Consider the following 13925-nt stretch of genomic DNA (forward strand, 5'->3'; position numbering starts at 1 on the left):
GCCGTATGAAGGCAAACCTGATGCATACTTACCGTCCGTCCGGCTCCGTGGACGTCACGTACGTGCCGGCGATAAAGTCGTGAATGGCGCGGTGGTCCTTCCGTACGATGATCATCACGATCGACACAATTGCGCCGATCCCGAGCGTCAGGAGATACACGATACCGGAGACAATGTAGCGCATGAACATCGTAAATACCGTAACCTGCGTGCCATCCTCCTTGGCGATACGAATGCCGAGCGCGCGTTTGCCAACGGTGTAGCCGTACCACATAGGCGGTAACACCAAGTTGTAAAGAAGCGTCACGAGCCCCTCAAATGCCTGCAGGCCCTGATTCTCCGCTGCAAAGGAACCGTATACGATAAACGCGGTGACGCTGATGACGATCAAAATGAGAAACGCATCAACCAGGAGCGCACCGAGGCGCTGCCAAAAGCCAACCGGCTCCGAAATATACATACATCCACCTCCGCGGCTCATTTTACGTCATTAAAAAGCGGCCGGCAATATGCCAGTTGCGCCAAAGATACCGCCTGTGCTAAACTAAACAGAGAAAATGACTGACGGTCAGTCATAAACGAATCAAAGGAGTACAGCCCCTATGAAATCATCCACCGATAAAAAACAGCGCCTGCTTCAGGCGAGCATGGAGCTCATTGAAGAGCAGGCCTTTGATAAAACGCCCGTCGCGCAGATCGCTGCGCGTGCCGGTGTCGCGAAGGGAACGTTTTACCTGTACTTCCCGGCAAAGGCAGCCGTCGTCCCCGAAATGGCGCGCATCCTGCTGGACAAGCAGCTGATGGCCGTCAAGAAACGGGAAACCGGCAGTGTCGATGCGCTTCTGCACGCGCTCGTGGAGGAGTCGTTTTCGCTGACGAAAGAGAACCGGGCGCTCATTACGTATTTGTATTCGGGCTTTGCGTACGAGCATTCGTTTGAGACGTGGGATGCGATCTATGAACCGTACCACGCGTGGATTGCGGACAAACTGCGTGCGTTTCAGGCGTCCGGGCACGTCGTGGAGGAAGAGGCGGAGTCGCTCGCGTCGCTTGCGGTCGGGGTGATTGAGCACAGCGCGGAGGCGCAGTACCTTTCCCGCGTGCGGCGCCAGTCGGAAGAAGAGGCGCAGGCGGCGGTGTACCGCTTCGTGCTGCGTGCATGGAAGGGGGCGGTATGATGCGCGAAAAATCGATACTCACCTTGTCGGCCGCAGCTGCGGTCGTCTTTGCGCTCGCCGGCACGATCGTCGGCCTCCTCACCGCGTCGCAGGTCATCTTGTTCGACGGCCTGTACTCGTTCATCAGCGTCGGGCTGTCGCTCCTCTCCGTCGGCGCGGCGGCATTCAAGCAGAAGGAGGACACGCGGCGCTACCCGTTCGGCAAGACGATGGTTGACCCGCTCGTCGTCCTCATCAAATACAGCGTCATCGCGCTCCTCGTCGCAGGCTCCATGGCCGCCGCCATCTACGCGCTCTTCACCGGCGGCCGCGACACCGCACTCGGCGGCGCGCTCGTCTACGCCGTGTTCGGCGCGCTCACCTGCGCCGTCGCCTACAGCCTCTTTTTGAAGGGCACCCGAAGGAAAACGACGCCGCTTCTCGAGGCAGAGAAGAACCAGTGGCTCATGGACGCGCTTATCAGCGGCGGTGTCGTGCTCGGCTTTTTCGCCGCGTTTGTCTTTTCGCTGCTGGAGACAACAGCAGCACTCGTTCCGTACACGGACCCGGTGCTCATGCTTCTCATGACAGCGTATTTCCTACCCGTGCCGGTTCGTGAAATCCGCCGCGCCGTCGCGCAGCTGCTGGAGCAGCGACCGGATGGGGGAGAAAGTGAAGCCGTGGAAGACGCGATCCATAGAGCAGTGGCGGACGAGCCGATCGACGAATCGATTATCCGCCTGGCGCACGTCGGCAGCACGCTCTGGGTGGAGATGGACATTATCGTCACCGACCCCGTACGGCTGCAGCGGCTGTCCGAGCAGGACGAACTGCGCCGCCGCATCGCCGGCGTCCTCCCCGAAGAAGACGTCTGGCTCACCATATCGTTTACCGCAGACCGAAAGTGGGCGCTGTAACAGCGCTGCTTTCGGTTTTTTCGTTGGCGGCACGATCCAAAAGCGAATGATACCGCCGCTGAAGCGGCCATCTGCCGGCTACATTGACGAGGTAGACCGCCCGAATGACGCGCAGCGAGCTGTTTTTTTACGCGGGTACGTGCCAATGACGCGATCGGTTCTCGAATTGAGGCGCCAGCTTCTCTTTTTGACGCGGCGCGCACCACAAATGACGCGAAACGCCTACAAAGTGACGCGCCTTGCCTCAAACGAAAACCTAATAACCGCTGCTGCGCAGCCATCCGTCGGCTCCGGAGCGGGCAGATGGCCGGCCGGCGGTGTTCCCGGCCGGAAGTCATCAAACTCCCTTTCTCACCTGGCACGAAATTCACGGTTCGTGGCACGATCGTGATCCGTTTTGGCACGCGGAACATCCCTTTTGGCACGAAAATCCATACAGGGCACGAACGCTCTCCAACTTGGCACGAACCGTCTGCGCACTGGCACGAAACCGAGCGTTCGTGGCACAAACCATCTCCGAAACCGCATTTTCTTATGCTCAAAGTTCCCCCTCCCAGACAAATCCCCAGTTTAATGATGCTTCTTCGAGGAAATAGTGAACCATTCCACCAGGAAGAAAGTCCGTAAAAATCTAAAGGAGTGTGTATATGGCGTATCAACCGAAGACATACAGATGGTTCTTGGCAAGCACGGCAGCAGCAGTGGCGGTGACAGCACCGTCCGCAGTGACTGCAGAAACACCGGAAAACTATGAAGTGGACGTATCCAACCCGTTCTCCGATGTAGAGGAAAGAAAGTACTACGGAGATCCGGTGCTGGAACTCACCGAAGCGGGCATCATCCAGGGCCGCGGTGACACGACGTTCGGCGTCGGGGCGGAACTGACACGTGCCGACGCAGCGATCCTGCTGACGCGTGTACTGAACCTCGAGCCGGCACCGGAAGGCTCCAACAGCTTCCCGGATGTCACCGAAGACGATTACTACTACGCGGAAGTGAACGCAGCGGCAGAAGCCGCCCTGATCCGCGGATATGAAGACGGCAGTTTCCGTCCGGAAGAGAACCTGACCCGCGGCGAAATGGCCGTTCTCTTAGAGCGCGCCTTCCCGCTCAGCGCCGTACAGGTGGCGCCGGACTTTGAAGATACAGGGGACAACCCGTACGAGCAGCAGATTAACCGCGTCGCCGCAGCCGGTCTTGCCGAAGGGTACCCGGACGGCACGTTCCGGCCGGATGAAAACATCCTTCGTGAAGAATTCGCGGTCTTCCTTTACCGGGAGCCGACGGTTCAGGGTGAAGTGCGGCAGGAACTTCTCCGCGGCGCATCCTTCTCCTCAATCGACGTGCGCCGGAACGAAAACGGCAGCCTCGTCTTCAGCGGCCAGGTGAACCCGGATCGCTCCAACGACAGCATCTCGGTCGATCTGCGCCAATTTGCAAGCAGCTCTGAGGTGTTCCGCGGCGACCTGGAGCTGGATGAAGACGGAAACTTCGAACTGGAAACAGACGAACCGGTAAACGAAGGACAGTACAGCGGGTCGTTCCAGTTCGGCGACGATGAAGAAACCGTGGACTTCGATGTCGACACGGATACCGGCTATTCGTACGACGCGGATGACGACGGGTCAGACAGTGACTCCGATTCCGACGACAGCTCCGATGACGACTCGTCCAATGATAGCGACTCCGATGACGATTCGGATTCCTCCGACGGCGATTCCTCCGGCGGAAGCGATGACTCCTCGGATGATTCCGATTCCGACGACAACACGACAACCTACGACGAGGACCAGGACAGCGCCACCGCTGACACTGACGGCGAAACGATCGAGCTGAACGGAAACAGCATCAACGGCGAACTCTCCGTCTCCGGCAGTGACGTGACGATCGAAGGAAGCGGCGAAGGCGACACGATTGAAACGGCCGTCGTCTCCGGAAACAACGCCACGTTCCGCAACTTAACTGTCAACGAGCTGCAGATCGAGGAAGGCGTCGAGGACGTTACGCTTGAATCCGTTTCTGACAGCGGCGGAGCCGTGCACACGTTCGCAGGCGGCGGCTCCGACTCGATCACCGTTGACGAAAGCACGACGCTCGAAGGCGACATCGAACTGACTGCCGATGACGTTACGATCGACGGCGGAGGCACACTCGCCGGCGACGTCATTATTCCAAACGGCGGCACGAAAAACATTGAAGCAAACGTCGATGGCTTCGTTACCGTCGACACCGAAGAGGAAACGACGGTCAACACACCGGAAGGCACGGACGTAGAAATCCCGACAGACGTCCAGGACCTGTCCGCGCTCACGATTAACATCGGAGACACGACGTACTCCACCGCCGATGACACCGAGGATATCGAAGAGCTCCGCGCCACGCCGCGCGCTGAGATCGATGAAGATTCGGTCGACGGAAGCACGATCCAGCTGACCGGTACGACGAAAAACATCGACGATGACGACGAAATCGACTTCACACTCGAACTCGGCGAAGACGCAGACGGGGAAGACGTCGCAGAGAGCGCACTCGAATCCACCGCGACGATAACCGACGACAGCTTTGACGCTGAATGGACACTCGAAAACAGCAGCGGCGACGAAGTCGACGTACCCGCAGGCGACCACACCATCACCGCCTCCTTCAACGGCGAAACGCTCATCGACGACTACGACCTCACCGTCGAAGCCCAGCCGGAGGAAACCGGCGTGACGATCGGAGAGATCGCAGCAGACCGGGAAGGAACTGATCCGGTGGCGGCAGAATGGTCCACGGGTCTGATTTCCCCAATGGAAAACGGTGTCGAAGACGGGGAGCTGAACTTTAACGGTGTCACGCTGACGCTTGTCACCAGTGAAGACGTGGACGGATACACGATCAGTGAGGCAGAAAGCAGAAACATTACGCTCGAATTCGATGCCTCCACGTATCAGACGAGCGGCCAGCAGGTGGATCTGCTCGTGGAAGCACTCGAGAAGTATCAGGACAGCAGCAACGAAGAACTCGACCGCTTTACGTTCGCAAATGACCCGGCATCCGGCGGACGCGCGCTCGGCATTACCGGTGACGCGTCTGAAGGAGCAGAGGATAACGGCCTGACGATTACGTCAAACGAAGGCATTGAAATAAGTAACGACGACTCCAGCAGCATTACTCAGGAAGGCGTCGACGGCGAGATCGTCCGCTATACGGCCGCTGTGAACAATGAAGTGACCGGCGACGGCAGCCTGACGATTACGACGTGGAATCCATCCGCAGAAGTAACCGTTGATCTGGAAGAAGGTCAGTCGGCCGCAGAAGCGGCATCCGCAGTGGCGGACGCGCTGAACAGTGAGCTGGACGGCTACGAAGTCGATACAAGTGATGCAGCGATCACCTTCACCGCGGACGGCGAAGGCGAGCCGGAACAGCCACTCCGCCTGCAGGCGGTTGACAGCGCCGTAGAAACGTCGGAAGGCGATCCGGAAGTGACGTTCGGTGAAGCAGCCGAACAGACCGCCGGCGTCGATCCGCGCGCAGCCCAGTGGAACACCGGTCAGTTTGAGGAGCGTGACAACGGCATCGAAGACGGATTCTTCCGCTTTAACGGCGTCACGGTTTATATTACGACCGAAGAAGGCGCGGAGCAGGACATCACTGTCGAGCGGAACCGTGAAGTGTCTCTCACGTTTGATGCTGCAGAAAACACGAACGCCCAGCAGATCGATCTTGTCATCGAGGCGCTGGAAGCATATCAGGACAGTGACAACGACCATCTCGACCGCTTCTCGTTTGAGAACGTCAATAACGAAGGCGGCGGACGAGCGCTTGAAATCACGAGCTCCGAAGAAGCCGGAGCCGATGACAACATTCTCGGCATTGCGACATCGGACTCCATCGTCATCGCAAATGACGGCGACAGCGCCTTAAGCCGTGATGGACGCGACGGCACGGCATCTGTCACAACTGCCGGCGTGCAGAACCAGGCACAGGCGACAGGTACGATTACTATCACGACAGAGAATCCTTCCGCGGAAGTGACCGTTGATATCCGTGAAGGCGACTCTGCCGCGACAATCGCACTGAAAACAGCCTCTGCGCTCGAAGGTGAGCTGGACGGCTTTACCGTATCCTTTAACGATACGAACGTCGTCTTCACCGCCGACGAGCCGGCCGAACTGGAAAACACACCGACAATCTCCGCATCGTTCAGCGAAGATAACTAATGACGTAAATCCCCCTGCGGCCCGGCCGCAGGGGGATTTAACTACAGTACAAGCGATTGGAGCCAGCCGGATGTTGGTATAGGAGCGGAAACGCTCTGCCTCGCTCGTCTTTTTAGGCAGTTTGTGATGACCGGGACGACGGATTCTTTGGTACGATTCTTTTTCTCTACGGCACTGCTTAACTCCAAATGCAGCGAAGGATCAGCTATGTGCGCTGCAGGAAAGAGGGGAGCGTCCTATCTTTTCATAAAGGCGGGTGATGCGGTCCCTCGCGGAACCGCATATACAAAGAAATGACTCCAAGGAAAAAATCAACGATCTGCCCGTCCATATTTTTTCAAATTTGCCCTTCTGCCCCATACCAAAGCCCGTGAAAATGGGATACAATAGGAAAAGAGATTGCAACGCCGGCGTAATAGATCCGGCAAGAGGGGGAGCAGCATGAAGCACATTTTAACCGCAGCTGCCGGAGTGGCTGTTTTTGCCGCAGGCGCCGGAACACTCAGCGCAGCGGAAGAGCATACATACCTGATTTTGTTTGAAGACGAAGCTGCACCGGAGATGGTCGAAGAAGCGGGCGGGGACGTGGATCTGGTGCTGGAAGAGCTCGATCTGATTACCGCAGCACTGAGTGAAGAAGAAGCAGCGGCTCTACTTTTGGAAGACGAGATTCTTTCGATCGACGTCGATGAAGAAACGCAGCTTGAGCTGCCGATCGAGGAGCCGGCAGACGACGGTCTGTTCAGCATAGCGAGCACGAACTGGGGCTATAACAAAGTGAATGTCCAGTCCGCCGCAGACGCCGGGCTGGACGGAAGCGGCATTTCTGTCGCTGTACTGGATACCGGGATCTCAACAACACACCCGGATCTGGACGTCGCAGACGGCTATAACTTCTTCAGTAACAATACAAACTACGACGATGACAACGGACACGGCTCCCATGTCGCAGGAATTCTTGCCGGCACAGGAAACCTCACCGGCGTGGCACCTGGCGTGGATCTTTATGCCGTCAAGATTATGGATGACCGCGGGCAGGGGAGACATTCCGTGATGGCCGCTGGCATTGACTGGGCACTCGAGAAAGACATCGATATCATTAACATGAGTATCGGCGGGGAGGAGACGAGCCGCACCCTCGAGCTTGCTACCAGAAGAGCCGAGGAGCACGGAACGATGCTCGTCGCCGCAGCCGGTAACCGCGGTGCAACGGCCGGACTGACGACCACGGTCGATTATCCGGGCCGTCTCGATAACGTCATCGCGGTTGGAGCGCTCGACCAGCAGGACCGCCGTGCCTCGTTTTCCGGCTACGGTCCGCAGGTGGAAGTGTCCGCCCCGGGGACCGGCATTTACAGTGCTGGCACGGGCAGAACGTATCTCCGTAAGAGCGGGACATCCATGGCAACACCATACGTAAGCGGAATGCTTGCGATTATGATGGAGGCCCAGCCGTCGAAAGAGCCGGTGGAGCTCCGGAGTCAGCTCCGAACGTGGGTGCAGCCGCTCGGAACCACACAGCCGAATCGGAACACCGGCTATGGCCGTGTAATCTTTCCAAACAATATTGAAATTGAAGAAGCGCCTGCAGAGCCGGTCATCGATATTCAGGCGCGGGCTGACTCAATTACTACGGAGCGGGCGACGGTCAATGTAAACTGGGAGGACCGTGAACGTCCGGAAGGAAGCACCTATGTCCTCCGCAGAAACGGCGAGAGAGTCTACGCAGGCACTGATCAGCGCTACACCGATACGATTACCGCAGATGGTGATTACCGGTATACCGTGCGGGTGAGGCAGTCATCAGATAACGTGTCTCCGGTAATGACCTCTAGTGAGCTGCGCATCCGGCTGAACGATCCGTACGCCGACGTATTAAGCCGCTACCATGACGTAGCAGAAAACGGCTGGTACGTTTCCGAAGTAGCACCTCTTATAGAGAAGGGGCTGATCGGCGGCTATGAATCTGCGGAAGGACCGGAACTGCGTCCACTTCAGCCGATCACGCGTGCAGAAGCGGTAACGATTCTTGCCAGAGAGCGCGGCTGGAACACGATCGACCGGAGCACCACCTTCCCGGACGTGTCCGACCGGCACTTTGCGCGCGGTTCGATCGCTGAAGCGGAGCGGAGAAATGTCATCGGAGGCTATGCGGACGGCACGGTCCGGCCGAATGATCCGATCTCCAGAGCGGAGCTTACTGTCATGCTGAGCCGGGTGTACAGCTATCCGGCTCAGAGAGAAGCGCCGGCCTTCACCGATGTGCGCACGGACCGCTATTACAGCGGCAGCCTTCTTCAGCTCCTCCGCGCCGGAATCATCGACGGCTACCCGGACAACACGTTCCGCCCGGACAACGAAGTGACGCGTGCCGAGTTTGCCGTTATGGTAAACCGGACGTTAAATCAATAACAAAAAAGAGGCTTTCCCGGATTGTTCGGGAAAAGCCTCTTTTTTTTGCCGTTTATCGTTTCAATGCCCGAAGAAGCATCGTCACCGCCTCCGCGCGGGTGACATCATTTGCTGCACGGAACGTTCCATCTTCATAGCCTCCGATCAGCCCATCACGGTGCATCGCTTCAACTGCAGGATACGCCCAGTGGGTCAATTCCAGATCGTCAAACGGTGCGTTTCCTTCCGGAGATAGATCGAGCTCGAACAGATTAGCGAGCACGACAGCAAGCTCCGCGCGCGTTAACACGCGGTCCGGTTCAAACAGTCCGCTTCCGATGCCGTTCATATAGCCGGCCTCCGCTACCGCGCCGATCGAGTCCGAAGACACGTGTGATGTATCGACATCATCAAATTCCGGCTCCGCGGGATCCAGTTCCAGCGCCGTTGTCAACAGCTCGGCAATCACCCCGCGCGTCGCACCGTCTGCCGGATAAAACGTCTTGTCGTCAACAGCAAGAATGCCGGCTTCCGTAAATGCCTGAATCGATGAGAACGCCCAGTACTCCGAAGCGACATCGGTAAAGTATGGAACGCTTGAATACGACCAGTCCCGTACTTCCTCTTCGAGTTCTTCTGCTTCTGCTTCGACTGCCGCCTCTGCACTACGCTTTCTTGCTTGATCAATATCGCCGAGCGTGCGGATGCCGTCGTCCGACTCTTCAAACACACGCCGGGCTCCAAGATAGCGCTCCTTCCAGTAATACGGATCTTCTATAGAGGAAATGGAAATCCCGTTCGTCGCGGAGGCGTGGATAAACTCCCCGTCCTCTATGTAAATACCGGAATGGGAGACACGGTCGCCTCTCGTCTGAAAGAAGACGATATCACCTGCCTGGAGGTCCTCTTTCTTCACAGATTCTCCGAAATAAAACTGTTCACTGGTGGAGCGGGGGAGAATGACATCAAACTGAGCAAACACATAGCCTGCAAATCCCGAGCAGTCAAATCCTTCCGGTGTCGTACCGCCGAATTCATAGGGAGCGCCGAGCTGTTCTTCCGCTTCTGTTAACAGATCGTCTGAAAAGGATTCGCCGGGAGAAAAGAAAAGTATCGCCGAAAGGACCATACTGATTACAAGAGTCATACACATTCCTCCAAAAAATAAAAATAAATGCGCGTCCATCGAATCAGGTATAGTGTAGCACAGCGCTTCGCAGAATTTAACGAAAAATTCACAATTGTTTACAAAACACTGCTAAATACATGGTTTGAGGACAAAAGTTCTATGTATTGATAGGGATTTGGAAAAAGAAATAAAGAAATTGCAGAGAATATCCAAAAAAAGTCTATGATTCTATTGGCAATTGGTGTAAAATGAGCCGTAATGGTTCCCTGAGATGTCCTGTACTGGGTACATTTTTCTGCAAAATGTCTCGAAAATCTATTACGCTCTGTGAGAGTGTGGTTGACAATACATTTTGAGGAAATTATACTTAGATTTGCAGGTGTTATTGGGCAAGCCAGTTTTGTAGTTTCTTTTCTATTCTGGAAGGGAATAGCAATATTGGCAAACCTGTACAATTTAATTGTACATAATAAAAAGGAGGAATTAAGTAATGGCTTATCAACCAAAGTCTTACCGCAAGTTCCTAGCTACAGGCGTAGCTACGGCAATGGTAGCAACAGCAGTTGCACCAACAGTTAGTGCAGATGCACACACACAATTCACGGATGTTCGTGAAGATGGATGGTACGCGGAAGCAATTTCCTACGCTGTACAGAACGACTATGTACAGGGGTATCCGGACGAGACTTTCCGTCCAGGAAACAGCATGACTCGTGCTGAGTTTGCTGCCGTAATCACTCGCGCTGCAGACCTTGATGTTCCAGCTGATTCTTCCAACAACTTCAATGACACAGTAGACGGTGCATGGTACGAAGATGCAATTGCTGCAACAGTGGAAGCAGGAATTTTCGAAGGTTACGGGGATAACACATTCCGTCCAAACGAAGAAATTTCCCGTGCTGAGATTGCAACAGTAATCGTAAACACGTACGACCTTGAACTTCAAGGCGATGCTGCAGACACTGAGTTCAACGATCTCGTTGAAGGCGCATGGTACGAAGATGCTATTAAAATCCTTGCTTCTAACAACGCAGTTAATGGTTACCAGGACGGTTCTTTCCGCCCAGGAAACGACGTAACGCGTGCTGAAGCAGTAACATTCATTTACAATGTAGAAACACAGGTTGTTGACCCGGCTCCAGTAGTTGGAAACGTTGATGTAACTGTTGACGGTTCCGACGCTACAGTAACAGCGATGGTTGAGCAGGCGGATTCCGCTACAATCACCATCAACCCGGACGAGGACCTTGACGTTGACGCTCTTCTTGAAGAGCTCGACATCACAGCTGAAGAGCTGGAAGCAATGCTGACTCAGGAAGTAGACGTAGACGAGGACAACATGGTGTCCGCTACATTCACACTTCCTCCAGGAACGCACACGGCAACTGTTGAAGCAGACGGCGCTTCCAACACAAGCGAGCCGTTCACGATCGTTGCTGACGCGGATCTTTCCGAAGACATCGCAGCGGCTGAACTGGCTATCTCCGAGCTCGTTGCTCTTGAAGACGTAACGCTCCGTGACCGCGCAAGCATCATGGCTGCACGCGCTCTTGTTGACGCGATCCTCGCAGTAGACGAAGATGCAGAAATCGCTGGTCTTGAAGACCTCGAAGCACTCGAAGCAGCAATCGCGGACCTCTTCGAAGATGCAGCGATCGACGACGCGTACTTCGTAACAACGTCTTCTTTCAACGTTGAATTCGACGGCGGCATCACTGGCCTGAATGAAGAAGACTTCGAAGTAACTGTCGACATCGAAGGCGAAGACGAGTTCACACTGACTTCCGACGAAGTAGCAGTTACTTCTAACGAAGAAGGAACGGTTTACACGTTCGTACACCCTGACCTCAATGGTACAGAAGGCGACGTTACAGTGAACTTCAACGACGAGGACACTGTCCTTGAGTACGACTTTACGGAAGAGACAGTTGAAGGAATTGTTGAAGACATCGTAGCAGTTTCTGCTTCTATTGCGGACGCCGTGGTAGATGAAGACGGCGATGTAGACGTAAGCGCTGCTTCTGACGAAGAAGTAGAGCAACTTGCAGCTCTTCTTAACAGCCCGGCACTGAATCTTGAAAACGTAGAAGAAGGCCGTACGGTACAGTACGCTGTAGAAATCGATGACAGCTTCATCTCTGGAGTACCTTCTCTTCAAGCTGCTATCGACCGTGTAAATGCTGAATTCGCTGAGACAGTAGAAGAGCTTATCGAGACGCTCAACACAACTGTTTCTCAGTCCGAGTTCAGTAACGCTCTTTCCGGTCTTGGCGTAGCGGTTAACGAAGATCTACTTGATCTTTCCGACTACTTCACAGCGATCCAGGCTGCACAGCCACAGACGCTTCAAGAAGTACGCGACGTAGTGGAAGCAGTAGAAGTAGCAGCTGCGGAAGAAGCATTTGCTGACGCACTTGCAGCACCAACTACAGAATCTGTTGAGAACGCTCGCGACTTCCTTCTTGCATTCCTTGAAGACAATGAAGATCGTGACGCTCTTCTCGAGCAGCTGGATGACCTTGGAACACTCGCTGCAATCAATGATGCGATTGATGGAGACGACGTAGACGTTGATGCTCTTGAAACAGCACTTGGAAATGCAGATATCGATGGCTTCGGACCACTCGTTGAAGATTTCGCAGAACTCTTTGATGATGTTGATGCGTTCACTTCCCTTGAGGATGTGCAAGCATTCATCGACAATGCTAATGCAGACGCAGTAGCAGACATCCTTGAGTCTCTCAATGAAGACCTTTCCGATGAAGATGTAACAGTAGCTGATCTGGATGATGAGTTTGATGATCTTTCTGACTACCTGGATTCTTCAGAGTTCGCTCTGGATGAGTTCGTTCGCCTCTTCCAAGGCACAGAGTTTGCTTCCCTTGAAGAACTACGTGCAGCGCTTGAAGAAGCAACACTTACTGCTTCCTTCAATGATGACGTTGAAGACTTCACTAGCCTGCTTCTCGAGTTGGATGACGAAGACTTCTTTAACCTTGGAAGTAATGGTCGTTCGGACGCAGCAGCAATCTTTGCTGAGCTTAACGATGGCGTATCGTTTGACTCTGAAGAACAGATCCGCGAAGCTCTTGCAGAAGCAATCGCTGTTTACAACGAGCGCCTAACTGCAGTGAACGAAGCGACTACAATTGTTCAAACTCGTGACGCTCTCCGTGACGCTGTTCCTAACTTTGATCGTCTGTCTAATCAGCGTCAACTTGAAATTGCTGAGACATTCCGTGATGCAACTCTCGATGAAGAGGCAGATGGATTTGACGAGGATGCAGGTCGAGTACTCTTCAACAGCTTGACGGGTGTAGATAACTTCCTAAATGCAAATGTAGACGGTTTTGATGATGAAGATCCTAATACTTCTGTATCTGATGAAATCGATGCAGCGCTCCTGGAAGACCTTAACGAAGAATTCACGTTCACTACAACAACTACTGACACAAATCAAAACTTTGATTTCAGTGGTACAGCGCTTGAAGGTTCTACAGTTTCAGTAGAATTCGAAGATGAAGATCTTGACACTGTTACAGTAGACGGTATTTCTGTTGATAGTGATGGTAACTTCAGTGGTACTGTAGATGTCACAGAACTGGAAGATATTGATGAAGGGAATATTGAATTCTCTGCCATTTCTTCTTCAAATGATGTTGATTCCACCCCAGTAACTGGTAACTTTAACTTCGACGTTACACCAATAGTTGTAGGTGATGTTTCTGAAGATAATACTTCTTCAGACGCTAACACACTTGTTGCGAGCTTTGGTGAAGAAGTAGGAAACGTAGACATTGTTGACGCTTCTGGAGTAACAGCGGCTGGTTTCGACAGTGTAAACACTTCCGTTGATAATGACACAGTAACATTTGATCTTGTGGATAGCGACGGCAACGATGTTGACGCTGAAGATAACGACAGCTTTGACTTCACTGTAGAAGACACGAACGGTAACGAGGCTGCCTTTACTGCAACATTCAGTGGTGGAACTTGGACTGTAACTGACACTACTACTCCTTAATAGCAACAAACGAAACGTTGCTCGATAACGTTCGCTTCTGAACGGAAACGAGCCGGAGATTCCCCTGCGGGCATGATGCCTGCAGGGGTTTTCTTTGAACCA

7 protein-coding genes are annotated in these 13925 nt (G+C 54.1%); 5 read left to right on the top strand and 2 right to left on the bottom strand.

Annotated features, from left to right (window positions below; all coding sequences use genetic code 11):
• Nucleotides 1-28: 28 nt before the first annotated feature.
• The gene (locus C6I21_RS07785; protein ID WP_105958891.1) at nt 29-460 is read right to left on the bottom strand and encodes an RDD family protein; all 432 of its coding nucleotides are present in this window, start codon (nt 458-460) and stop codon (nt 29-31) included.
• A 142-nt stretch (nt 461-602) separates the two neighbouring features.
• Between C6I21_RS07785 and C6I21_RS07790 the strand changes: the two genes are divergently transcribed.
• The 4 genes from C6I21_RS07790 to C6I21_RS07805 all read left to right on the top strand — a co-directional run bounded on the left by C6I21_RS07790 (nt 603) and on the right by C6I21_RS07805 (nt 8691).
• Nucleotides 603-1178: a TetR/AcrR family transcriptional regulator gene (locus tag C6I21_RS07790; RefSeq protein WP_105958892.1), complete on the top strand. Its 576-nt coding sequence runs from the start codon at nt 603-605 to the stop codon at nt 1176-1178.
• Nucleotides 1175-2074, top strand: coding sequence for a cation diffusion facilitator family transporter (locus tag C6I21_RS07795; RefSeq protein WP_181186168.1), 900 nt, complete (start codon nt 1175-1177; stop codon nt 2072-2074). The genes C6I21_RS07790 and C6I21_RS07795 overlap by 4 nt, the downstream gene beginning before the upstream one ends.
• Before the next feature lie 680 nt (nt 2075-2754).
• Nucleotides 2755-6279: an S-layer homology domain-containing protein gene (locus C6I21_RS07800; RefSeq protein ID WP_181186169.1), complete on the top strand. Its 3525-nt coding sequence runs from the start codon at nt 2755-2757 to the stop codon at nt 6277-6279.
• Between the two features lie 441 nt (nt 6280-6720).
• Nucleotides 6721-8691 carry a S8 family peptidase gene (locus C6I21_RS07805; RefSeq protein ID WP_105958895.1) on the top strand — a complete coding sequence of 657 codons (1971 nt, stop codon included), beginning with the start codon at nt 6721-6723 and terminating at the stop codon, nt 8689-8691.
• Between the two features lie 52 nt (nt 8692-8743).
• Here C6I21_RS07805 and C6I21_RS07810 read toward each other — a convergent pair whose 3' ends face one another.
• Nucleotides 8744-9817, bottom strand: coding sequence for a C40 family peptidase (locus C6I21_RS07810; RefSeq protein ID WP_181186170.1), 1074 nt, complete (start codon nt 9815-9817; stop codon nt 8744-8746).
• A gap of 472 nt (nt 9818-10289) precedes the next feature.
• Between C6I21_RS07810 and C6I21_RS07815 the strand changes: the two genes are divergently transcribed.
• Nucleotides 10290-13823 carry an S-layer homology domain-containing protein gene (locus C6I21_RS07815; protein ID WP_105958897.1) on the top strand — a complete coding sequence of 1178 codons (3534 nt, stop codon included), beginning with the start codon at nt 10290-10292 and terminating at the stop codon, nt 13821-13823.
• Nucleotides 13824-13925 lie beyond the last annotated feature (102 nt).

The sequence above is a fragment of the Alkalicoccus urumqiensis genome, from assembly GCF_002993335.1.
Taxonomy (GTDB): Bacteria; Bacillota; Bacilli; order Bacillales; family Salisediminibacteriaceae; genus Alkalicoccus; species Alkalicoccus urumqiensis.